The following is a 24,184-nucleotide window of genomic DNA, read 5'->3' on the forward strand; positions in this document are numbered from 1 at the left end:
AGCCTCTAACAAAAACTAAAAACAATTTGAGTCAAACTATGAGCGATAACAAAAACCAACATTCTGCGGTGTTCATCATCATGGGCGTATGCTGCACGGGTAAATCAACCGTAGGTGAGCATTTCGCAAAAGCCATTAACGGTAAGTTTATTGATGGTGACGACCTGCATCCTAAAGCCAACGTAATCAAGATGTCTCAAGGTCAGGCACTGAATGATGATGACCGAGCCCCTTGGCTTGAACGAGTACGTGATTCTGTTTTTAGCATCGAAAAGAAAAACGAAATCGGCGTAATAGTGTGCTCGGCACTAAAGCAGACCTATCGCGACAAAATACGCGAAGATAACAACAATGTGGTGTTCCTGCATCTTCATGCCGACAAAGAAGTCATCGCACAACGAATGCAAAACCGTGAAGGCCACTTTATGCCCCTGTCACTGCTCGACAGCCAATTCGCGACTCTTGAAATGCCTTCATCACAAGAACCAAATACTCATCAAATTGATATCACGGGTTCCATTTCAGACGTCGTAAATCAGTGTGTTTCCGTTAGTAAGGCTTATTTAAATTAACAAATACAACGGCGTTTGAGGTTTATTACCTTTAAACCTTGTGTGATTAGAAACAAAAACGCCTTCTTTTAAGAAGGCGTTTTTTATTAGGTTTTCGTTATTAACTGAGTTCTTCTGCTAGCAACTGCTCTTCAGATTTCGGCTTTTCCGTTTGTCCGAAGCCTCTTAAGCCAACCACGTGCACGTGCTCATGATCTTTAAACACCTTACGCACCAGTTTATAGGTTGTCCCCTTCTCTGGGCTGATGTTTTCAGGAGCCGCAATCAGAAGCTGCATATCTAGGCGATCACACAACTCGAACAGGGTTGCGATTGACTTAGAGTCAAGACGCGCAGCCTCATCCAAGAACAGCAGACGGCATGGAACGATGTCTTTGCTACGCAGGCGACGAGACTCTTCTTCCCAGCTTTGAACCACCATCAACAGAATTGACTGACCAGTACCAATTGCCTCACCGGTAGACAGTGCGCCAGATTCTGCTTGTAACCAGCCATCTGAACCACGGCTTACCTCAACACTCAGCTCTAAGTAGTTGCGGTAATCCAGCATCTCTTCGCCCAGCACCTGAGCGGAACGCTGACCCATATCGATATGTGGGTTCACACGTTGGAATAGCTTCGCCATCGCTTCTGAGAAGGTGTAGCGAGAGCTTTCAAACAGATCTCTGTGCTGCTCATGGTTGTCTGACAATCCTGTTAATAGGATTTCATGACTTTCGCGAACTTTAACATTTAGACGAACGCCTTTCACCTGACCAAAGGCAATGTTTGACAAGCCTTGGTTCAGCATACGGATACGGTTCTGTTCACGCTGAATGGTTTTGCGAATAATGCTCGCCACAGATTCAGAGCTAATAGCCAAACGGTTTTCACGTTGAGTCAGCTCTTCCGTTAGACGCGCCAGCTCCACTTCCATCTCTTCGATAGCTTCAACTGGGTCGTCAGTGCGAATGATGTCTTGACGAATGCGTTCACGAAGATGCTGGTAAACCGCGATATAGAACAATACTTTACGTTCAGGACGAGCATTGTCTTCCGACTGACGCAGCGCATCACGCAGATCTTCATTGTTTGCCACAGCAAGACGCAGTGCACCTAATGATTTATCTGACATAGAACGCAGTTCATCCGCAGACAGATACGCAAGTTCACGTTTGTGCAGACGACGCTCTACATCATTTTCGCGCGCTAAACGCAGTACAGAGCACCAACCCGCTTTCGCGTTGACGACGAAAGTACGTAAATCACGGTAGTCTTTCTCAACTTTCTTAAGACGCTTCACCAGCGCTTTCATCTCAAGGTCAGTTGAAGTGATAGTACGCTCGTATTCACTCTTACGAGCTCGAGAAGTATGCAGACGTTCATACAGCTCATCACGACGACGCTGTGCGCGCTCAAGCGCACCTTCATCAGCATGAACACCGAACTCTTGTAGTTCTTGCTTAAACTCTTGAACCGTTTCTAGTTTTGCCTGATGCGAGCTCTTCAGCGATGCCAATACCTGATTGTATTGACCAATTTGTGCTTGAGACTGTTTCAGTTCTTCACGAGTACGATTACGGGTGCTTTCCGCTTGCACTAGCTTCGCTTTCAACTGCTCACTTAGTTCACTGCTTTGACTCAACATATCCACTGAGTCTGAATAAGCGAAGTGATGGCGACGTTCAACCAAATCAGATAACACGAAGATCTGCGCTTTCAATTGTTGAAGTTGTGCATCCGCTTGCTGATATTGCTCTTCCAATGCGTCGAATTGCTCTGGGTCTGCATCCAACGCGTTGACCACCTTCTCTAGCTCAGCGATGGCTTTTCCATGAGCTGAAATAAAGCTTTTCGATTCACTCAATTGAGCAATCTTTTGCGCGATTTCTTCTACTCGTTCCGCTAGAGAATCGTCTTCAACCAGCAACATGTTCGGCGCAATTTTATCCAGTGCAGTAATCGCTTGTTTGCTGAGCTGCACTTGACTGCGTTGTTGTTGATCCTGACTATCTAACTCAGCCAGAGTACGAGCGATTTGGTTACGTTTATCACGCGCCACTAGAATTGCTTGCTCTGGGTCTGCATCAAACGCCACGTGTAGATGCTTGGCGACAAACTCATTAAAGCTGGTGTATAGACGTTGCAGCTTTTGCGAGTCAAAAGCTGCTTTCGCGTGTTGCTCCACCACTTCTTCACGTTCAGAACGTAACAATTCCAAACGTTGTTCACGTGCTGCGCGGCCAAACAGAGGAATAGCTGGCAAACGTGAATAACGAATCTGACGATCATTGAACTGAACACAAACAGCGCCATCCAGTTCTTCAGCATTGAATGAACTGTCGTCGAACGCGTCTACATCACCTTCAATCAGGTAGAGATCTTCAGGACAATCATCCAGCTCAATGAGCTTTTCTTTGATACCTGTAAGGTCAGAAACTACAATCGCGTGACGTGCAGGACCATACATCGCACTGAAATATGGCGCATCTTCAATGGTGATATCGTCATAAATTTCCGACAGCAACACACCGCCAAGCGTATCGGCTAAGCCTTTCAAGCGAGGGTCGTTCGAACCACTTGGAGAGGCTAAACGTTCAATTTCTTGCTCTAGAACCTCACGACGCTCAGCAAGCTTATCTTTCGCGTTGGATTGGACTTTCTCCTGCTCCAATACCTGCTGCATTTCTGCCATAACAGATTGGCTGTTAGCCAGCTCAGCACCGCTTTGCTCACGCAGAATTTCTAGTGCATCGTTGGCTTTAATCCAAGCAGGAGCGATAGCTTCAAGCTGAGTGATTCTCTGCACTTGGTCTTGCTCTAGACGACGCTGTTCACTGCGTTTTTCACGCAGTTCTTCTTGTGTCGATTCTAAGTTTTCCAATACTGCTTGATGACGTTCTAGCTCTTGCTCAACCGCCATTTCATCACTCAAAGTGACGTTGTGTTGTTTTTGGTAGTCATCAACAAGTTTACGAACAGCAGTTTGTTGCTCTAGGCGACGCTCTAAGTCTCGTTGCTGCGCATACCACTGTTGTTCGTTTTGCGTCACTTGTTGTGCTTCATTCGCACGACGAATCAGTGTTCTTGCTTCTTGAGCTGCATCTTGGCGTTCAACACTGCCCAACACCCGTTTCACTAAGCTAAACGCATTCTCAAACTGAGACGCTGCTGCAGACGACATGTCGAGTTTGTGTTTCAGAGACAGTAACTCCGAAGTGCGCTCTTCCTGCTGCTGCTTAAGCTCTGCCACTTTCGCTACGGCGTTTTCAGCACTGATGGCTTCATCACCCAGTAGCTGCTGTGCTTTATCTAGCGCTTGCAATGCTTGTTGGTATTGCAGTGCACGGGTTTGTTGAACATCCAGCGCTTGTTGGTAATCGGCCAGTTGCGTCTTGAGGCTATCCACCTCTTCTTCAGCAACTGTCGCCTGCTCTTCAGCTTCTAATAAGCGCTCCTGAGCTTCCTCAACCACCATCATCTGCTCTTCAAGGCGCATGTTCAGCTCTTCAAGATCATCCTGATAGCGTTCAATTTTCTCTTGCTGGCGCAATGCGTTTTGAACCAGTTGCAAATGGTCAGAAGCACCTTGATGGTCTTGCTCAAGTGCAGACTCTTGTTCAACCAACATCTCAAGTTCTTCATGCACTCGGTTAAGCAAACTGTTTTGCTCAATCAAGGTTTCACGAGAGCTCATTAACTCTTTGCGCAGTTCAAGCGTCTGACCAACTTTATTGCGACGATCGTTTGCATGACGCATGTAGTCAGCCGCTACGTAGTTAGTCGATTCAGTTATCAGATGTTTAAACAGATCACGGTCGGCTTGGGTTGATTTGATAGCTTCCAGCGTCATGCGGTTTTCACGCAGCGCCGATTCCATATCTTGGAACGCTTTCTTTACCCCGCCATTTTGTGGCAATAGGTAGTCACGAAGCGAACGAGTAATCGCACTTGAAATACCACCGTATAAAGATGCTTCAATTAAACGATAGAACTTAGAACGATCGCCACTGCTGCGCAGTTTCTTCGGTAGAACGCCAAACTCAAACATTTGCGCGTGGTAATCCACGGTAGAACTGAACGCTTTGAAGTGTGCACCTTCAATCGCAGATACTGCGGCTTTCACATCGTTGATTTGACGTACGCGCGCATGCTTGTCTGAAACCGTTTCGATTAGGATATCAGTCGGTTTGATATGACTTGGCAAGCCTTGAATAAGGAATGGTTTGATATCCACTTTCTTATCACGACCAGCGACTTGTTGCAGCTTAACGCCAAACAATAAGCGTTGTTTGCGAGAGTTCACCACATCAAGTGCAGCGTAACAGGCGCCCGGTTGTAATTTACCGAACAGACCTTTGTCACGAGACGCTTGTGAGCTACCTGCTTCTGTCGTATTGCGGAAATGCAGCAAGCTTTGGTCTGGGATAAGCGCAGTGATAAACGCTGCCATAGTGGTCGATTTACCAGCACCGTTACCGCCAGATAGTGTCGTTACTAAGCCATCAATATCAAATGTACGAGCAAAGAAGCCGTTCCAGTTGATCATGGTCAGCGATTGATATTTACCTCTTTCAATCATGCTTCACCTTCCAATTCTGTATCATCGACTTGCTCTTGATCTGTTAGGGAATCCTCGTCTAACAAGTCTTCCTCTAATGAACCCTCATCTAACAAACTATGTTGATTCGGTTCCTGAGTATGCACAACTGCTTCACCATCGCGGATCAGGCGCAGCTGCGCTTCACGCATATCGTCACCTACTCGTACATCAGCACCGAAACGGAACACCGCTTCACTGATGCTGAATTTTGAGGTTTCACCGATATTGATAATCATACCGAGACGGCGTAAACGACGAAGTGATGCTCGAACTTTTTCAAACAGTTTCTCTTTATCCAAATCAGAACCGTTGGCTCTGTTCGTCACTAACTTCATGAGTTTTTTCTCATCGGTTAGCGCAAGCAGCTCTTCATACAACTCTTGATTGGTAAAGATACCCTCATGAGCCAAACGCTCAGGGCTAAGATAAAGGAAACACAACACTTTACCTACCAGCATGTCCAGCTCGGACAAAATACTGCGGCTGATAAGTGTTGTAGAACGCGGACGTAAGTAGAAGAAGCCTTCTGGGGCACGTACCAGTTCGGTGTTGTAACGTTGGTAAAACTGCGCTAGTTCCGTTTCAAAATCCGATAGGAATGCGTGATTATCTAAATCGTCGCTGGAAACATGTCGACCAGCACGCAAGGCACTGTCCAGTGCAGGGAAAAGCGGATTGCTGATCGCTTTCGCCAGATTCTCTGGCATGTATTCATTAATATCTGTCGATGACATTTGCTTGTACCTTTGCACCAAAATCGTTGATTGCTTGCCAGTCCGGCTGAATCGCGCGGTAGTCCGATTCGGAGTAGCCGAGTCGAACGGCTTGATCAACAACTATTCGTGCTAAATCAAAATGATGAGTTTTTGGATGAGTGGCGAGGTAATCGCGTAATACAGCACCCAAATCTATCGCTTGTCCTTGGTCTTTATGCACTTGCAGCATTGCGCCAATTCTCTCAGCAAGTTCATCGTTTACTTGCTGGAATTCTTCGTACTCTACTTCGTCAGGAACGCTACCTGTCACTTCGTCATCGCGAAGCACTAGCGCTTCATCACGAAGATCCATCAAACGCTCAGCATCGGCATAAGTTAAATACCAAGGTTGCTCAAAGTAGTCATTGAAGGATTGACGCAGACGTTGGCTAAACGCACGGTTTTGGTCCATATCAATAGCGGTACGAATGAACTTATGTACGTGGCGGTCATAACCAATCCACAAGTCAATCGCCTGCTGGCCCCAACTCGTGATTCGGTCGAGTTTCATCTGCAAGCTGAATAAGGTCTCTTCAATAAACTCAAGTTCAGGATTGCCATACACAATCTCCTGAATATCTAAAATCTGAGTTTGAAGATCATCGCCAGCGGTTTGCAAAGTATCTTGAAGCTCGCGCAATGTTGAAGATGTTTCTGAAAGTAGCGCTTCACAGTTATTGATGGCTTCACGCCAATCTTTATTCAGAAGCTCTGCGATTTGCTCTTTTACGGATTGCTGCTGCTCATCCATGACACGTTGGTTTAAATCAATACGGTCAAAGATTTCTCCCACAGAGTATTTCAGCACACCGAAAACATTCTTTTTCCAGTGTCCAACTGAGCCACCTTGCTGTGCAGATTCAACAGCTTTTGCCATTTCGTCAGCCAACATAGAGAGTTGGATAGAAAGCTTCAGCTTAGAAAACTCTCGGTGACGAACGTAGTAATCGGTTATGCCTATCGCTAGTGGCGACAGTCGATATATGCTCGCCCCTTCATTGAGTTCGCTGGTAAAGCGACTGATAAGACGTTGTTTAACTAGCTCATTAATGGCGTTGTTAGCACGAAAAGCCGATGCTTCACCTGTATCTTCAAACATTCGAGTGACTATAGTGAATGCATCGTGCAACTCGCCTTCACCGAGTTCTTCATCAAACCTTTCGTTACTCAGCACTGCAATTGCAATGAGAAATGCGAGTCGCTCAGTCGATAGATTTAATGAGAAATCATGCTGTTTTACCCAGCTAACCAATTCATCAATAGGTTGCTCAACAGCTTTCTGAGTTAACTCACCCATTGTTATTCCTGTTATTGTTTTTTCTTAGCCCATACATGTATGTATCGGCCTAATGAGAGGTATGGCTCCTGACGACAAAATTTCCGTTCTAAAGCCAATACATCATCGTATTGGTATTCGCCCATGTTTTTCACATTGCCAATATAATCACTGAAACAGCGAATACCCGATTTTCCTTGTATCTCAAACCCTGCGTCCTCTATCCATTGGTACACTTCAGTAGGAAGTAATCCGGTTTGAGGTTGGAGCTTGAATCGTTTTCGATGCGGCATCCCCTCTAATACATGAGGAATATTGCCACAAACCGCATTTTTATATACCAGCCCGTGATAGTTGTAGAACATGATAGACGCCATCCCACCCGGTTTAACCTGTTCTAACAAGTTTTCCAATGCAGGCTTAGGGTCTGCCAACCATTCCATCACAGCGTGAAACATCAGCACATCGACCGGTTCACTCAAATGCTCCTGAATTTTTTGTACAGGAGAATGAACCAGACGATATTGATCAAGCAAACCATGATTGGCAATATCCTGTTTGGCTAGATTGAGCATTTCAGAAGAAAGATCACACAAGGTGACACGATGCCCAAGTTTGGCGATCTTCTGTGACATCTGTGCGAGTCCACCTCCTGCATCAAGGACATGCAATGGAGCTTCTGACTGGTCAAAATTTGTTAACATCTGAGTGAGATCTTCCCAAACAATGACTTGGCGGATTTCTCCTTTGTCAGAGCCATAGATGTTTTTTGCAAATTTGTGGGCAATATCGTCGAAATTGCGATCTTCTGTCACGGCGGCTTGAGTTATGATAACGAATTCGTGCTGCTATTTTGTCATAGGAATAGCAGGAATAAAGAGGGTTTCTCCCTTTTTATTATCAAGTGCTGTTTTTTCGGACTATTTTGTTTATGTTTGAGCTGAAAAAGATTGTTTCATCCTTTTTAATGCCCTTGCCAGCACTGCTGATTGTGGGATTCATCGGCTTAATGCTGATTATGTTTACTGCCAAACGCAAGACTGGCAGCCTCATCGTTTTATTTTCACTCACCAGTCTTTTCCTTATTTCGTTTCAACCTGTATCAACCCGTTTATTGATGCCGCTGGAGCGTCAATACTCTGCTTTTCTTCCAGTAGATGGCGCAATTGACTATGTAATGGTGTTAGGTAACGGTCATGTCGTTGACGACGATATACCGCCTACATCAGAACTCTCTCGTACCGCGTTAATGCGTTTAGCTGAAGGTATTCGCATTTCTCGTATGTATCCGGGGTCTAAACTGATTCTTTCCGGCTATTCCGGCGGCAGTGAATTCAGTCATGCTCGTATGCTGGCGCGTGTTGCTTTGGCACTTGGTGTCGCAAAATCCGATATCGTATTGTTGGAAACAGCAAAAGATACATGGGAAGAAGCAAGACAAGCCGCTGCTTTCGTGCAAAACAGAAAGCTCGTACTGGTTACTTCGGCTAGCCACATGGAGAGAGCAATTAAAGAATTTGAATCGGCTGGGTTAAACCCAATACCTGCGCCAACTAACTTCTTAGCGCAAGTCAATATTGCCCAACCTTGGGAAAAGTACACACCGAAAGCGCGTTATCTGGAACAAACCGAGCGATTCTGGCATGAGAGTCTAGGTCAGCTTTGGCAGAATCTTCGTGACTATGTCGCCGGTTATGAAGAAACGGCGACACAAAACCAGTAGCCAATCATTCACACCTATTAAGACCCGCCTAGTGCGGGTTCTTTCTTATCTCTAAAGCACAATTACTAAACAATTTGCAGGGTAAATTTAATATAAAGCGCAATTATTGCTTAGACTTAGAAAAAGGCTGAACCGGAATTAAGCGATGAAAGAAATTAAAGCATTCAATGAAAAACGTGCTGAAATTTACTGGTGGCTTTCAGGTCTGTTTACTCATGAGCTCACCGCGCAGGAGTTAGCTCGCTATGACTCTCCAGAGATCCATAACTTCCTAGCGGGACTGGGCGAAAATGCCCAATTAACAGATCCCAGCCATAAGTTCATTTCTGTGCTCAACCGACTTCTCAAGCAACAAGATGCTCAAATGCAAATAGCCAACAGCTTTTGCCATCTGTTTACAAAATGTGACGAACACTCTGCACTCCCCTATGCTTCACTCTATTTTGATAAGTCTCAGCTCGTCGAGAACACACCTGCACAAGCTATTGCGGATCTGATGGAACAAAACGGGGTTCATGTACAAAAGCAGAGCGATGAATCTTACGATCATCTTTCTATTGAACTGGACTTTCTTGGCCACCTGATTATTCGTTCAAACGAATTAGAGAAAGAACCGCATATGGAAAAGGCGCTTCAGTTCCAAGCTGACTATATACGTAATCATTTACTGAGTTGGGTGCCAGAATTTTCTCTTCATTGTTCAAGTGTTGATAAATTAGGGTTTTATTCATCAATATCCGTATTATTAGTCGCTTTCTTGCAACTCGATTTACAATACCTTACTGGCAACGGATTCTCATCAACCACTCAATTTAGGCAATGAATTGTGACTACAGTTAAGTTTGCGCCTATGATTTGTCGTTGCGAGCTAACCGTTTGCGGTTTAAACTCAACAGCAAAATATGATTAATCATTATTTAAAACGCAAACCGCTGTTTCAAAGCGGTTTTTGTGTTTTAGTGACTTTAGGCTAGAAGCTATTCAACTTCGCCGCTGCTGAATCCGGCCAGTAATCGGGTTTGTTTGACCTAATAAAATTTAGCTAAAATCAGCAGTCAAAACAGGACAAATCTATGGCTACGATTAAAGATGTTGCTCGCTTAGCAGGCGTATCAACCACAACCGTATCACACGTAATTAACAAAACTCGCTTTGTTGCTGAAGCAACTCAAGAGAAAGTTCTCGAAGCAGTAAAAGAGCTAAACTACGCACCAAGTGCGGTAGCACGTAGTTTGAAATGTAACACTACACGTACTATCGGTATGTTGGTGACACAATCCACCAACCTATTCTTCTCTGAAGTTATAGACGGTGTTGAAAGCTACTGTTACCGCCAAGGGTACACGCTAATTCTGTGTAACACGGGTGGTATTTACGAGAAGCAAAGAGACTACATTCGAATGCTGGCAGAAAAACGTGTTGATGGCATTCTGGTGATGTGCTCTGACTTAACTCAAGAACTGTCAGAAATGCTTGAATCACATGCTGACATTCCAAAAGTTATTATGGATTGGGGCCCTGAAGCGTCTAAAGCCGACAAGATTATCGACAACTCTGAACTGGGTGGTTACTTAGCAACTAAGTACCTCATCGACAGAGGGCACAAAGACATCGCTTGTCTCAGCGGTCATTTAAACAAACTTGCTTGTCAGGAGCGTATTGCTGGCTTCCGTCGCGCAATGGCAGAAGCCAATCTAGAAGTGAATGACAACTGGATTCTAGAAGGCAACTTTGAATGTGACACTGCGGTTCTAGCCGCGGATAAAATCATTGCTATGGATAAGATGCCAACCGCTGTGTTCTGCTTTAACGACACAATGGCGCTGGGTCTGATGTCACGTTTGCAGCAGAAAGGCGTGCGCGTACCGGACGACATTTCCGTGATTGGCTACGACAACATTGAGTTGGCGGAGTACTTCTCTCCACCGCTAACCACTATCCACCAACCGAAACGTCGTGTGGGTAAAAACGCCTTCGAAATCCTGCTAGAACGCATTAAAGACAAAGAACACGAACGCCGTATCTTTGAAATGCATCCAGAAATTGTTGAACGCGATACAGTAAAAGATCTGACAAAATAATAAGTTACTCTCAATTTAGCCCCAGAATTTTCTGGGGCTTTAGAGACACATCTCGCAAAATTTTTCGTTAGCAACAAAAATAGCAAACATAAAGTTAATTTTTTGAACTAAAATCACATCTAGTGCACATAAATGTGATTCTAATTCAATTTTTTTATTATTATTTTCACTGTAGTGTCACGCACAGGGCAAACCTTCTGAAAGGATGGGACGCAAAGCCTCCGGCCTAAACCAAACAATGTTCAATCATTACTGGTAGGTAGCGGGGTTGCCGATGGCAAAAATCTATACATGAGTTGACTATTGATTGACATACTTCATGTATTTTTTTGCTATTCTCTCGGACCTGAATTTGGTGGCGTATTAGTTAATACACCGAGACTAACAGCATGGATAAACCAGTACTAAAAGACTCAATGCGGCTTTTTGAGCAGCTAGGATGTGTGAAATCACGTTCTATGTTCGGAGGGTTCGGCATTTTCATCGATGACGCAATGTTCGCTCTAGTGGTTAATGACCGCCTGCACATTCGCGCAGATGATCACTCCTCAAAGAATTTCCAACAACAAGGTTATGAACCTTACGTTTATAAAAAACGTGGTTTCCCTGTTGTTACAAAATACTTCGCTCTACCTGAAAATGCATGGGAAACCCCAGATCAGATTGTTGAGGAAGCTAAAAGGGCTTTAGAAGCAGCGAAGGAAGAACGTGAAACTCAAGCAAAAGCCAAACCCGATCGCCTTAAAGATCTGCCTAATATGCGTCTGGCAACAGAACGTATGCTGAAAAAAGCAGGTATAGACTCAGTTGACATGCTGCAACAGAAAGGCGCTGTCGCGGCGTTCAGAGCCGTACAAGAGACTCATACCACTACTGTTGGTTTAGAGCTACTTTGGGCTTTAGAAGGTGCAATTGAAGGTAAACACTGGTCGGTGATTCCTCAATCTCGTCGCGACGAGTTAATGCAGAAGCTTTGAGTTAGAAACTCACCTTATGTTTAAAAGCACTCTTTACGAGTGCTTTTTGTTTTTCAGAAGCTTTCTGTATTTAAGAAAAGTGAACCCAGATTGAAATTAAAAATCGTCTTTCCCTTTCTTATTAACCATAGATGAAGGACATTAAATAATAATGAGCCGACTATTTTGGAGTAATAGATGAGTCGTAAATTGATACTGGGTTTAGTTTTGGTCGCTGTGGTTGTTTTTCTCGGTATTGAATTTAGTCAATATTTGACGCTTGAGAATGCAAAAGCTCAACAAGCAAACCTCTCTCACTACATTGAGCAAAACCTTCTCTACTCAGCACTGATATACTTCGTTGCCTACGTAGTAATTACAGCCTTCTCTATTCCTGGCGCTGCGGTTGTCACTTTACTCGGAGCTGCTTTATTTGGCTTTTGGTTTAGCCTTGCCTTAGTCTCTTTTGCAAGCACAATAGGTGCAACACTGGCTTTTCTTAGTAGTCGTTACTTACTTAGAAATTGGGTTCAACAACGATTCAGCGACAAGCTAAATGCTATCAATGCAGGCGTAAAGAAAGATGGGGCCTTCTATCTCTTTACACTCAGACTGATTCCTATCTTCCCGTTTTTTCTTATCAATCTGCTGATGGGACTAACACCCATCTCCACCGTTCGTTATTATTTGGTGAGTCAATTGGGCATGCTTCCGGGAACCGCCGTTTATCTCAATGCAGGTACGCAGTTAGCAGAAATAAAAACACTAGCAGGCATTGTTTCGCCAACGGTGTTGTTCTCTTTTGCCCTATTGGGTGTATTCCCACTCATAGCTAAATGGCTACTATCTAAACTACAAAAGAGAGCGGTCACCAACGAGTAGAATGAAAATATTCATAGCCCAGCACCCCGCTGAAGCACATATCGTGTGCGGATTATTATGTCAGCAAAACATTCCCTGCGAAGTAAGAGGAGAAACCCTTTTTAGCGTTCGTGGGGAAATTCCTTTTGACGAATCATCGTCACCTTATGTCTGGCTCTTAGATCTTAGCTTTCTAAAGCAATCAGAAGCTATTGTGCGTGACTACTTGAATCCTACAAACGGATATGAGCCTGAATGGCGATGTGAGCATTGTGGAGAGCAAAACGAGCCACAGTTCGGATTGTGTTGGAACTGCGGCTCAGAGAGCAGTTAGAGAACGATTACGCTTTCATCGTAACTTGTTTGTTGATGAAGTCGATAGAAACGCGGTTAAACACTTCTGGCTGTTCAATATTGCATACGTGACCGCAATTAGGAATTTCCCAAAGTTCACTTTTCTCATGCAAAGTAACCATGTCTTTAACCGGCTGAATAAACATATAGTCACGCTCGCCCATCAAATACAAAGTTGGGATCGGTAACTCTTTGTCACGGAAGCAACGCATCATCGGATTGATTTCTGCGGTAAGCGTAAACCAACGCTTGAATTCTTTCTGGCAGAGTTTCTTTGCTTCCCTGACGAATAAATTGCGAGATTGCTTTTGGCTACGCTGCGGCATCACGATGTACGCAAATAACCGGTAGAGCCACATGTATGGCACAAAGTTCTTACTCATATGCCCGAGTTTAACCAATATCTGCGAACGTACATTTAAACGGGTAACCGCGCCACCTAATACCATAGAACTGACTCGCTCAGTGGCAAGTTCTGCAAGGTTGCGAACAATAATGGTACCCAAGGACATTCCAACAAAATGCGCAGATTGAATCTTTAGGTGGTCGAGCACGCGTAACACATCTAATGTCACTGACTTAAACGTGTACTTGTTACTGATTAAATCTTTAATCAGCTGAGGTGATTTACCGTGACCGCGCAAATCGACAAATAACAAATTGAAGTGCTGCTTATACGCTTTAATTTGCTTAAACCAAATAGCCGAACTGCCTCCAGCACCATGAACAAATACCACCCACTCTTTACTCGTAGGATGATGGTAAGTTTTATGAAAAAGCAGGCTTTGAAGCATTGATACCACTTAATTTAAACCAAAGAAGATGGCACGAGGTTACCACAGACTAGCCTTTCAAAGTGATTGGAGTTGTTAAAAAATGTCTCCCAAGGTCGACCAGATCAAAAACAGAGCGCTAAGGCTCTGTTTTTATTCAAGTGAACTTTTAGTCAAAAATCGCGTAGTGATACATTTTCACATATTCCAACGCGGATTCCCGCCAGCTGAAGTCACATCTCATCGCTCGTTGCTGAACTTCTAACACTAGATCTGGATGTTGCAGATAGAACAGCAGTGCTCGTTGCATGGTAATAAGCAGAGCCTCTGGTGACGGTTCTTGGAAACCAAACCCCGTTGCTTCATTAGGGTATTTGTCATAGTCCATTACCGTGTCTTTGAGACCGCCGACTTCTCGTACGATTGGCAGCGTGCCATACGCCATGCTGTAGATTTGATTAAGACCACACGCTTCAAATTCAGAAGGCATCAAGAAGAAATCCGAACCTGCTTCAACAAGGTGTGCAAATCGGTTGCTGTACGCCTCAACAAACGCAAATTGTGTAGGGTTAGCACTCGCTATTTTGTGCAACTGAGCAGCCACTTCTGGCTCACCAGTCCCGACAATAACCAACTGAACATCGTTACGTAGAAACTTCTCCAAAATAGGAAGAATGTAGTGAAAACCTTTTTGATGAGTCAGTCGACATACCATGCCAAACATTGGGACGTCACGCTGCGGTAGCTGCAACTCTTCTTGTAATACCTTCTTGCTGGCAAGCTTACCCTTCTTCAATGATTTCGCATCATCGGAGTAGACTTCAGGCAAGTAGGTATCGGTTCTTGGGTTCCACTCGCTATAATCACAGCCGTTAACAATGCCGTGTAAATCACGGGCACGACGCACAAAGTCATCAACCAAACCATGAGAGCCAAGAGGAGTAAGAAGCTCTGACGCATAATTCGGACTTACCGCGTTTACTTTATCTGCAAATGCAATACCGGCTCTGAGCATACTGATATGGTCGTGACCATATTCAAGGAACTCCATACCAGAGAGGTTGAGTTCTGGAATCACTTCCAATTGATGATGCGAGAACACACCTTTAAACATCGCATTGTGGATGGTAATAACGCTTTTCACACCAGCAAAATACGGGTCATCTTTGAAGCGAGTCTTCAATAGAAAAGGCACAAGACCCGTATGCCAGTCGTTCGCATGAACGATATCTGGTTTGATTCCTAACTTAGGTAATACATCCAGGCACGCAGAGGAGAAAAAGCCAAAGCGCTCCCCGTTGTCATGGTAGGCTTGATTACGTTCCGCATACAGCTCTGGGCGGTCGAAATAGGTACCGCAATCAATAAGATAAACAGGCACGCCTTCCAGTTCAGTTTGGCGCACCTGATAACGAATATGAGGCCAATGAGTGAGTTCTGTTTCGAGAATCACTGGCGATGAGTTTTTGTCTGGTACCGTGCGGTAGCCAGGTAAAACAATGGCGACTTGATGACCAAGTTCCAGCAGGGCTTTAGGCAGAGCCTTGGCTACATCAGCCAAGCCTCCACTTTTTACTAGTCCTTGAACTTCTGAAACGGTAAACCACACATTGAGTTGTTCCTTTCTAGAATCCAACTTTCGTTCCTTTTGCTATGACGACGATTCCGTCATCAGATACATGGAATCGTTGTCGGTCCAATTCTAAATTTTCACCAATGACAGTACCGGGGGCGATTTCGACATGCTTGTCGATGATGGCACGCTTAATTGAGCAACCCGCCCCTACTTTCACATCACCCAAGATAACAGATTCACTAATCAAAGAGCCAGCCGCAATATTGCTTCTAAATCCCAAAACTGATTTGTAAATAGTTGATCCTTGGATGTAACTACCACCTGAAATCAAACTGTCTGTGATTTTAACCTTACGTTCACCAGAATCAACAAAAGTTGCTGGCGGCAACGGTGGATAGTAGGTATGCAAAGGCCAACTGCGGTTGTACAAAGAGAATGGCGGGTTCTTAGACAGAAGATCCATATGCGCCGACCAATACGATTCTATCGTACCAACATCACGCCAATAGGTTGTTTCAATCTCGCCTTTGATTTTGTTTTGAGAAAAATCATACACATAGACTCCGCCATCAGAAAACATCTTCGGAATAATGTCTTTACCGAAGTCATGGCTTGATTCAGGGTTCACCGCATCTTCTCGCAGCTCATCACAAAGTACGGTTGATTTAAAGATGTAGTTTCCCATTGAAACCAAACACCAGTCAGGTTCTCCCGGAATCGATTTAGGATTTTCAGGCTTCTCTTCAAAGCCAATCATCTTGCCTTCACCGTCCACTTCTATCACACCAAATTTTGACGCTTCTGACCTTGGCATACGCAATGCTGCTACCGTCAGCTTTGCTTGCTTTCTAAGATGAAACTCCAACATTTGACGAATATCCATTTTGTAAACATGGTCAGAGCCAAAAATACAAACATCCGCAGCGCCTGATTGTTCCACAAACACAATATTCTGATAGATGGCATCAGCAGTACCTTCATACCAACGCTTACCATCACGCATTTGTGCAGGGATTATGTCGATGAAACGGTTAGTAATACCGGAGACATTCCAACCTTTCTTCATGTGAATATAAAGAGATTGCGACTTAAACTGAGTCAAAACATAGATTCTCATTAAGTCAGCATTCACAAAATTATTTAGGGCAAAATCAATCAACCGGTAGCTGCCACCGAAAGGCACTGAGGGTTTTGAACGCGTTTCGGTTAATGGCATCAAACGAGATCCTTCGCCGCCAGCCAATATCATTCCTAGTACACCAAACATATATAACTCTCCATTTATTATATTGACGTCTACCTTGCGTTTTTAGTTGGGGGGGGGACAAGGTAGCGTGGCAGACTGCACTATGCTTTTTCAAAGAACTCACAAGAAAAGCAACAAGTTACATATCTGCTCTTAAGTTTATAGCAGTAGAAAGTATGTAGAAGATGACATTCCCGTTCATTAGTTATGGGTAATATTCTAAAGTATGAGTTCCAGCACAAGTTGGTCGATTCTAATTACACGAACCAGACAATAACCCGCTAGCGAATCGTGCAATTTGAAAAAGAAAAAGGGTAGCTATTCGCTACCCTTTTTGGTTTTGTTTCGGAGATTTCAATTAAGCATTCTTGCGCTTATCTGTTACGTCCCATTTGCCATCGATATAAAGCGCTGTCCAACCAGATGGCTTACCATCATTTTCGGTACGGACATAGTGCTCTTTACTCTTACGGCTAAAACGAACCACCGCTGGACGACCATCAGGGTCTTTCGCAGGAGCCGTTGCTAAATAATGGAATTTCTCTGGCAGACGTTCCTTATATTTAGCCAGTTCTTCAACTAATGGCGCGCGAGTTTCGCGTGATTTAGGGAAGTTACTAGCAGCAAAGAACAGACCAGAAGCACCATCACGTAGCACAAAATATGCGTCTGAGTTTTCACATGGTAGTTCAGGGAAATGCACTGGTTCTTCTTTCGGTGGAGCCACTTCTCCATTGCGAAGAATCTTACGAGTGTTTTTACACTCCTCGTTAGTACAACCCATGTATTTACCAAAGCGGCCATTTTTAAGCACCATGTCTGAGCCACATTTATCGCACTCAACAACAGGGCCATCGTAACCTTTAACTTTGAACTCACCTTCTTCGACAATGTAGCCATCACAATTCGGGTTATTACCACAAACATGTAGCTTACGCTTATCGTCAATCAGGTATGCATCCATTGCCGTTTCACAAATAGGGCAACGTTTCTTCGCACGAAGAGCCGCAGTTTCTACGTCTTCTTCTAGGACGTTGATAATGCCTTCTTCGTCACCAAGGTTGATCGTTGTCTTACAACGTTCTTTCGGTGGTAATGCATAGCCAGAACAACCTAAGAATACACCTGTTGATGCGGTACGGATTCCCATAGGGCGTGAACAGGTCGGACAAAGAATACTGGTTTCAACGATATGATTTGGTTTCATACCGCCATGAGCTTCGTCTTGCTCTGCTTTTTCCAAATCTGTGCTGAAATCATTGAAGAAGCTATCTAGAACCTCTTTCCAACTGGTTTCACCAACGGCAATTTGGTCCAGCTTCTCTTCCATGCGCGCTGTGAAGTCGTAGTTCATCAGGTCATCGAAACTTTCGTCTAGACGGTCAGTAACGATTTCGCCCATTTTCTCGGCATAGAAACGACGTTGATCGACTTTTACATAACCGCGGTCTTGAATCGTTGAGATGATTGACGCGTAGGTCGACGGACGACCAATGCCACGTTTCTCAAGCTCTTTAACCAATGCAGCTTCCGTATAACGAGCTGGCGGTTTAGTAAATTGCTGTCTTGGGTCCAGCTTCTCAAGTGAAAGCTTATCACCCACTTTTACTGCAGGAAGAATCTGGTCTTCATTCTTACCCAGAGGTCGTTGAACGCGAGTCCAACCATCAAACTTCAGAATACGACCTTTCGCTTTCAGCGTGTATTCAGCAGCCTTAACACTGACTGTGGTTGAATCGTATTGAGCGTCTGTCATCTGACAAGCAACAAACTGATTCCAGATCAGTGCATAGAGTTTGTGAGCGTCCGCTTCCATACCCTCAAGGTCTTCAGCTTTCACATCCACGCTAGAAGGGCGAATCGCTTCGTGCGCCTCTTGTGCGCCCTCTTTGCTACCGTAAACTTTCGCTTTTGCAGGTAAGTAATCCGCACCAAACTCAGAACTGATGTATTCGCGAACTGCATCCACAGCCTCTGAACTCAAGTTGGTTGAGTCAGTACGCATATAAGTGATGTAACCCGCTTCATAAAGACGCTGAGCTAACATCATGGTTTTCTTAACACCGTAGCCTAATCGAGTACTTGCCGCTTGTTGCAGTGTCGATGTAATAAATGGAGCGCTTGCTTTGCTGCTGGTTGGTCGGTCTTCACGTTTGCAGACTTCATAAACGGCTTTTTGCAGCGTCGCCACAGACGCCATAGCGTCGGCTTCGTTTGTTGGTCTGAAAGCTTCACCGTCTTTCTGCGCAACTTGAAGACGGAACGCTTCTTTCGCTGGCGTTGTGGTATCCGCGTGAATATCCCAAAACTCTTCAGGAACGAATGCTTTAATCGCACGTTCACGCTCTACCAGCAGTTTTACAGCAACAGACTGCACACGGCCCGCAGATAAGCCACGAGCGACTTTTTTCCACAATAGTGGAGAAACCATAAAGCCCACAACACGGTCCATAAAACGGCGTGCTTGCTGCGCGTTAACGCCATCCATGTTCAAGTCTCCCGGTTTTTGGAAGGCTTGTTGGATAGCATTCTTAGTAATTTCGTTAAACACTACACGTTTGTATCGCTCTTCATCGCCACCGATGATCTCACGAAGGTGCCAAGCGATAGCCTCTCCCTCGCGGTCCAAATCGGTTGCGAGATAGACGTGGTCAGCATCTTTCGCAAGTTTCTGTAGCTCTGCTACAACTTTTTCTTTACCTGGCAGAATTTGGTAGTTCGCTTCCCAACCATGATAAGGGTCAATGCCCATTTTTTTGATTAGGGCGCTACGCTCTTTCTCTTTCTTTAGGCGAGCTTTTTCTTCTACGCTTAAATTTTTTGATACCGCAGCAGCTTTTTTGGCAGCTGTTGTTGCAGTGCTTTGACCTGCGGTTGGTAGATCGCGGACATGACCGACACTAGACTTAACAATGAAGTCTTTTCCAAGGTATTTATTAATTGTTTTCGCCTTGGCTGGTGATTCCACTATAACGAGTGATTTACCCATAATTTGACTCAAATGCCCTTAATCACTATGAAAACGCTCAATCAAACGGCGCTCTACAAGGTTGCTTCTTTTTTTTACTATCGAGCCGAACAACAAGAAGATCAACTTGTTTTTTTAAAATCCTTTTTATTTGCTCGACAAATCGACGAATTGTGCTTCTACGTTCAAAAACCCGCACATACTAGAATGGCTTATTCCATGACGCGACTGTAAACGAATTAAATATGGAGCAAATCACAAAAGTAGCAATTGCACAAATCCTACCATTTCTGTTTTCGATCATGGAATTGAGCACAAGTAGCATTACACTGCCAGATAAATACTCAAACAGTGTGCTGAGTTGACAACGCCCTACCAATGGCAATTTAATTGCCGAACAACTCAGTTTCAGATTTCGTTTTATGAGGTAACACATTAATGAATGATAAAAAAACCGTCAGTGAGTTTGAATTGCTGCTTATTGCAAACCAGTTAATTCAAGACCATGACCAATATTTCGAAGGTTTAAGAGCAGACAGTGTTGAAGAAAAAGACGACGTTCTGGTATTTAAAGGCAACTACTTTCTCGACGAAAATGGCTTACCAACCGAGAAGACAACAGTGGTATTTAACATGTTCAAATACCTGGCTCATCAGCTTTCTAAAGAGTTCAGCGTCGAAAAATAATAAAAGCCTCAATAGAGGCTTTTATTTCAACTGGTTAATGACTCAAGCTTGCAAATTTATCAAAATAATCTGGGAAAGTTTTTGATGTACATTTCGGGTCATTAATCGTTACTGGTGTATCACTTAAGGCAACCAGCGAGAAGCACATGGCCATTCGGTGATCGTCATAAGTGTCAATCGCCGCGTGAGTTAGCTTCGCTGGAGGCGTGATAATGATGTAGTCTTCACCCTCTTCCACTTCTGCACCGACTTTACGCAGCTCTGTCGCCATAGCAGAAAGACGATCCGTCTCTTTCACTCGCCAGTTGTACACGTTGCGAATTGCTGTAGTGCCTTTGGCAAAAAGAGCGGTTGTAGCAATGGTCATTGCTGCATCAGGAATATGGTTGAAATCAAGGTCAACTGCATTAAGTTCACCGCGACGCGAGATAACGTAATCGTCGCCCCACTCAATTTCAGCGCCCATTTTCTCAAGCGCATCAGCAAATTGAATATCGCCTTGAATACTGTTTTTTCCAATACCAGTTACTTTAATCTCACCACCTTTAATAGCCGCAGCAGCAAGGAAATAAGAGGCAGAAGAGGCATCACCTTCAACCAAAAAGTTACCCGGTGAGACGTAGCTTTGGCCAGCACGAACAACAAACTCTTGGTAATCATGGTTTTCAACCTGAACACCAAATTGCTCCATGATATGCAGGGTGATGTCGATATAGGGTTTAGAAACCAATTCGCCAACAATTTTGATTGTGATATCGCCTTTCGCAAGCGGAGCTGACATCAAGAACGCGGTTAAAAACTGGCTTGAAATTGAACCATCAATTTCTACCGTTCCAGACGCTAAACCAGTGCCTTTAATGCGTAGTGGCGGAAAGTTTTCATTTTCCAGATATTCAATATCCGCACCTGCTTGACGCAGGGCATCCACTAAGTGACCAATTGGGCGTTCCTTCATACGAGGTTCGCCAGTCAGAACATAGTCACCCGAGCCTAAACACAATGCTGCGGCTAGTGGGCGCATTGCTGTGCCCGCATTACCCAAAAACAGTTCTTGAGCCTGATCTGCGGTAAACGGCTTACCCAGACCTTCAACTTCGCACACTGTTTTATCGTCAGATAATTGATACTGAACACCAAGTTTGGTGAGTGCGTTCAACATATGGCGAATATCGTCACTGTCGAGCAAATTAGTAAGTCGCGTTGTTCCTTTGGCTAAAGCCGCCAACAACAAAGCGCGGTTTGATACACTTTTCGAACCTGGGAGATTCACTTCTCCACTGATTTTTTGAATGGGTTGTAACGTAAGGCTTTCCATTAATGCTGTGTTTCCTTGCACCGCTCTCATATCTCTTTTTATCTGGAGCGATGTAAAATTCTTCGTACTGGCAGACTAACTAAATTCAACCGTGAAAACTAGCCTAAATCTCTAGTCGTCGTGAATTTTTAGTCATCACATTTCTTTGTCCACACGAACGCCATCGTCAAAGTATAAAATTCGCACTTTATCTTGTTTGCTGAACAGCATTTGAGGGTCGACATCTTGGATGACATCAATCCATTTACCGTCTTTCGTTTCTATCAAAAGTTCCACTAAACGATACTCAATGCTGTAGGTTCGATTCGCATTCTTATGCGCGATACTGCCTCCCGCAATGGCACCTACAGCTGTGGCTACCTCCCGCCCATGACCGTCACCAAATTGATTACCAATCACACCGCCAACCACTGCTCCCAGCAAGGTTTCCCAGCCATTTGCTTTCGACTGAACAATATCTTGTTGAGAAATGTAGCGAACGCTTTCTACCGTCCCAAAAACGACTTCGTTTACGGGTCTGGCTTGGTTACGTTGATAACCAGCATTGGCAAACAACGGAAAAATCAATATGATCCAAATCCACTTTTTCATTTTCTCTCCTAATCAAAGCTGGGGTTTCGATGACGATTTATCTTCCAGAGCTGTCTGCTAATGATTACGGCTTCCCTTCACCATACGAAGCATTAGAAGATCCAAACGGCTTGCTCGCTTTCGGCGGAGATCTCAACCCAAATCGCATTTATAACGCCTATAAGAATGGCATTTTCCCTTGGTATGGGCCAGGTGAACCAATCCTATGGTGGAGCCCATCGCCGCGAGCGGTATTTAATCCTAAGACATTCAAACCAGCAAAAAGTGTGCAAAAATTTCAGCGCAAGCAGCAATATTTGGTCAGTATCAACCACGCAACTAAGCAAGTGATTGATCTGTGCGCTGCCACTCGCCCACCCGAACAGACATGGATTCATGCTGAAATGCGAGAAGCCTATGGTGAACTGGCAGATCTTGGTAAATGCCACTCGGTTGAAGTATGGCAAAATGAACAGCTTGTCGGCGGTTTGTACGGCATTCAGATGGGACAGATTTTTTGCGGTGAATCCATGTTCAGTACGCAAACTAATGCTTCAAAAATTGCCCTATGGTATTTCTGTCGTCACTTTGCAAAGCACGACGGACAGCTCATTGACTGCCAAGTAATGAACCCACATCTCGCTTCATTAGGCGCATTTGAACTACCACGTGACGAATTTATAAATTCATTGCTATCTTTTAGAGATAAAGCAATAAAAGAAGCGTGTTTCAAACGCCAGTGGCTCAGTATTAGCATTACAGATGAATCTGAGTCTGTTTAGGAGTAAAGCGTGAGTTCTGATATACACCAAATTAGAATTGGCCTGACAAACAATCATCCTTGCAGTTATCTCAAAGACCGCATGGAACGTGTTGCTGTCGCACTCGATAGCAGTATGCAGTCTGACGAAAATTATGAAATTCTTCTCGCCAATGGTTTTCGCCGAAGTGGCGATACGATTTACAAACCTCATTGTGATACGTGTAGCGCCTGCCACGCTTTGCGTGTTTCTGTGCCTGGCTTTACCCCTTCAAAAAGTCAGAAACGTTTAATCAACAAGATAAAACAACATTTGACTTGGGAACTCAAACCCAAGTTAGATGAGAACTGGTTCTCGCTCTACGCTAAGTACATCAAGGCCCGTCATCGTGATGGCACCATGTATCCACCACAGAAAGATGAATTTGATAAATTCGCCAATTCCCAATGGCTTAACACCCAGTTTCTTCATATTTACGAAGATAATCAGCTTATTGCGGTCGCAGTGACGGATATTCTGCCTAATAGTGCGAGTGCGTTTTATACCTTTTTTGACCCAGCATCCCCACTTTCAATTGGTACTCTGGCGGTATTGATTCAACTGGAATATTGCAGAAACACCCATAAACAGTGGCTTTACTTAGGCTATCAAATCGACGAATGCCCCGCGATGAACTATAAAGTGCGCTTCCAACGCCATCAAAGGCTAGTAAATCAGCGTTGGCAAGGGTAGAATACGCCCCAACTTAACTTGTTTAACAATCATCGGCACGATAGGCCGTTGATTTGCGCCACATTTCTAAAGAGGATTAAATGGCTAAAGAAGACGTAATTGAGATGCAAGGTACTGTCCTTGATACTCTTCCAAACACAATGTTCCGTGTTGAGCTTGAAAACGGTCACGTAGTAACGGCTCACATCTCTGGTAAAATGCGTAAAAACTACATTCGTATTCTAACGGGTGACAAAGTTACTGTTGAGATGACTCCATACGACCTATCAAAAGGCCGCATCGTCTTCCGTGCTCGTTAATCTCTGATTTTCGAATACAACAAAAAGCGGAGCTTAAGGCTCCGTTTTTTGTTGTTGTTCTAAAGGATATAAAAAAGCGCATCTTTCGATGCGCTTT

At 44.2% G+C, this 24,184-nt stretch carries 21 protein-coding genes and 1 riboswitch; of the genes, 11 read left to right on the plus strand and 10 right to left on the minus strand.

From position 1 onward, the window contains the following. The first annotated feature begins 38 nt into the window (after nt 1-38). On the plus strand, nt 39-572 hold the full coding sequence (locus HKI82_RS07905) for a gluconokinase (RefSeq protein ID WP_206361846.1): 534 nt from the start codon (nt 39-41) through the stop codon (nt 570-572). Nucleotides 573-672: 100 nt separating this feature from the next. Here HKI82_RS07905 and mukB read toward each other — a convergent pair whose 3' ends face one another. Genes mukB through cmoM form a run of 4 tightly spaced genes read right to left on the minus strand, consistent with a single transcriptional unit; the run spans nt 673 to nt 8,000 of the window. Continuing rightward, entirely contained in the window at nt 673-5,133 is a 4,461-nt protein-coding gene (gene mukB / locus HKI82_RS07910) for a chromosome partition protein MukB (RefSeq protein ID WP_171137689.1), read from the minus strand. Further along, the gene (gene mukE / locus HKI82_RS07915; protein WP_102941674.1) at nt 5,130-5,888 is read right to left on the minus strand and encodes a chromosome partition protein MukE; all 759 of its coding nucleotides are present in this window, start codon (nt 5,886-5,888) and stop codon (nt 5,130-5,132) included. Before mukE ends, mukB begins: the two co-directional genes overlap by 4 nt. After that, complete coding sequence (gene mukF / locus HKI82_RS07920; RefSeq protein ID WP_102941673.1) at nt 5,869-7,206, minus strand: chromosome partition protein MukF; 1,338 nt, start codon at nt 7,204-7,206, stop codon at nt 5,869-5,871. The genes mukE and mukF overlap by 20 nt, the downstream gene beginning before the upstream one ends. 11 nt (nt 7,207-7,217) lie before the next feature. Beyond that, nucleotides 7,218-8,000 (minus strand): tRNA uridine 5-oxyacetic acid(34) methyltransferase CmoM, encoded by a 783-nt coding sequence (gene cmoM, locus HKI82_RS07925; protein ID WP_102941672.1) that lies wholly within the window; start codon nt 7,998-8,000, stop codon nt 7,218-7,220. A gap of 89 nt (nt 8,001-8,089) precedes the next feature. On the opposite strand from cmoM, the gene elyC reads away from it, so the two are divergent. The 6 genes from elyC (at nt 8,090) to HKI82_RS20490 (ending at nt 13,140) form a co-directional block, all read left to right on the plus strand. Further along, entirely contained in the window at nt 8,090-8,908 is an 819-nt protein-coding gene (gene elyC / locus HKI82_RS07930) for an envelope biogenesis factor ElyC (RefSeq protein ID WP_171137690.1), read from the plus strand. Between the two features lie 145 nt (nt 8,909-9,053). Beyond that, nucleotides 9,054-9,731, plus strand: coding sequence for a molecular chaperone TorD (torD, locus tag HKI82_RS07935; RefSeq protein ID WP_171137691.1), 678 nt, complete (start codon nt 9,054-9,056; stop codon nt 9,729-9,731). Nucleotides 9,732-9,981: 250 nt separating this feature from the next. After that, on the plus strand, nt 9,982-10,989 hold the full coding sequence (gene purR, locus HKI82_RS07940) for an HTH-type transcriptional repressor PurR (protein WP_171137692.1): 1,008 nt from the start codon (nt 9,982-9,984) through the stop codon (nt 10,987-10,989). A 177-nt stretch (nt 10,990-11,166) separates the two neighbouring features. After that, nucleotides 11,167-11,265: riboswitch (cyclic di-GMP riboswitch) on the plus strand. Nucleotides 11,266-11,378: 113 nt separating this feature from the next. Next, nucleotides 11,379-11,966, plus strand: coding sequence for a TfoX/Sxy family DNA transformation protein (locus tag HKI82_RS07945; RefSeq protein WP_171137693.1), 588 nt, complete (start codon nt 11,379-11,381; stop codon nt 11,964-11,966). 177 nt (nt 11,967-12,143) lie between these two features. Next, nucleotides 12,144-12,827 (plus strand): TVP38/TMEM64 family protein, encoded by a 684-nt coding sequence (locus HKI82_RS07950; RefSeq protein ID WP_171137694.1) that lies wholly within the window; start codon nt 12,144-12,146, stop codon nt 12,825-12,827. A gap of 1 nt (nt 12,828) precedes the next feature. Beyond that, nucleotides 12,829-13,140 (plus strand): DUF7577 domain-containing protein, encoded by a 312-nt coding sequence (locus HKI82_RS20490; protein ID WP_240956672.1) that lies wholly within the window; start codon nt 12,829-12,831, stop codon nt 13,138-13,140. Nucleotides 13,141-13,147: 7 nt separating this feature from the next. Here HKI82_RS20490 and HKI82_RS07955 read toward each other — a convergent pair whose 3' ends face one another. The 4 genes from HKI82_RS07955 to topA all read right to left on the minus strand — a co-directional run bounded on the left by HKI82_RS07955 (nt 13,148) and on the right by topA (nt 19,744). Then, nucleotides 13,148-13,954 (minus strand): alpha/beta fold hydrolase, encoded by an 807-nt coding sequence (locus HKI82_RS07955; protein WP_102941665.1) that lies wholly within the window; start codon nt 13,952-13,954, stop codon nt 13,148-13,150. A gap of 148 nt (nt 13,955-14,102) precedes the next feature. Further along, nucleotides 14,103-15,569, minus strand: coding sequence for a glycogen synthase GlgA (gene glgA, locus HKI82_RS07960; RefSeq protein WP_171137695.1), 1,467 nt, complete (start codon nt 15,567-15,569; stop codon nt 14,103-14,105). Beyond that, on the minus strand, nt 15,559-16,776 hold the full coding sequence (gene glgC / locus HKI82_RS07965; protein WP_171137696.1) for a glucose-1-phosphate adenylyltransferase: 1,218 nt from the start codon (nt 16,774-16,776) through the stop codon (nt 15,559-15,561). The genes glgA and glgC overlap by 11 nt, the downstream gene beginning before the upstream one ends. Nucleotides 16,777-17,113: 337 nt before the next feature. Beyond that, entirely contained in the window at nt 17,114-19,744 is a 2,631-nt protein-coding gene (gene topA / locus HKI82_RS07970) for a type I DNA topoisomerase (protein ID WP_171137697.1), read from the minus strand. A gap of 417 nt (nt 19,745-20,161) precedes the next feature. Between topA and HKI82_RS07975 the strand changes: the two genes are divergently transcribed. Beyond that, nucleotides 20,162-20,410, plus strand: coding sequence for a DUF2498 family protein (locus tag HKI82_RS07975; protein WP_042481984.1), 249 nt, complete (start codon nt 20,162-20,164; stop codon nt 20,408-20,410). Nucleotides 20,411-20,444: 34 nt separating this feature from the next. Here the strand turns inward: HKI82_RS07975 and aroA are convergent, their stop codons facing one another. Continuing rightward, a complete protein-coding gene (gene aroA / locus HKI82_RS07980) occupies nt 20,445-21,725 on the minus strand; it encodes a 3-phosphoshikimate 1-carboxyvinyltransferase (RefSeq protein WP_112404555.1) in 1,281 nt (426 codons plus the stop codon). Nucleotides 21,726-21,860: 135 nt separating this feature from the next. Further along, nucleotides 21,861-22,316, minus strand: coding sequence for an outer membrane lipoprotein (locus HKI82_RS07985; RefSeq protein ID WP_112404556.1), 456 nt, complete (start codon nt 22,314-22,316; stop codon nt 21,861-21,863). A 29-nt stretch (nt 22,317-22,345) separates the two neighbouring features. On the opposite strand from HKI82_RS07985, the gene aat reads away from it, so the two are divergent. The 3 genes from aat to infA all read left to right on the plus strand — a co-directional run bounded on the left by aat (nt 22,346) and on the right by infA (nt 24,087). Further along, a complete protein-coding gene (aat, locus tag HKI82_RS07990; RefSeq protein ID WP_102941659.1) occupies nt 22,346-23,077 on the plus strand; it encodes a leucyl/phenylalanyl-tRNA--protein transferase in 732 nt (243 codons plus the stop codon). A 9-nt stretch (nt 23,078-23,086) separates the two neighbouring features. Next, nucleotides 23,087-23,788, plus strand: a complete 702-nt coding sequence (locus HKI82_RS07995; RefSeq protein ID WP_112404557.1) for an arginyltransferase — start codon at nt 23,087-23,089, stop codon at nt 23,786-23,788. Between the two features lie 80 nt (nt 23,789-23,868). After that, a complete protein-coding gene (gene infA / locus HKI82_RS08000; RefSeq protein ID WP_001040192.1) occupies nt 23,869-24,087 on the plus strand; it encodes a translation initiation factor IF-1 in 219 nt (72 codons plus the stop codon). Nucleotides 24,088-24,184 lie beyond the last annotated feature (97 nt).

The sequence above is a fragment of the Vibrio plantisponsor genome (assembly GCF_013041605.1).
GTDB classification, from domain to species: domain Bacteria; phylum Pseudomonadota; class Gammaproteobacteria; order Enterobacterales; family Vibrionaceae; genus Vibrio; species Vibrio plantisponsor.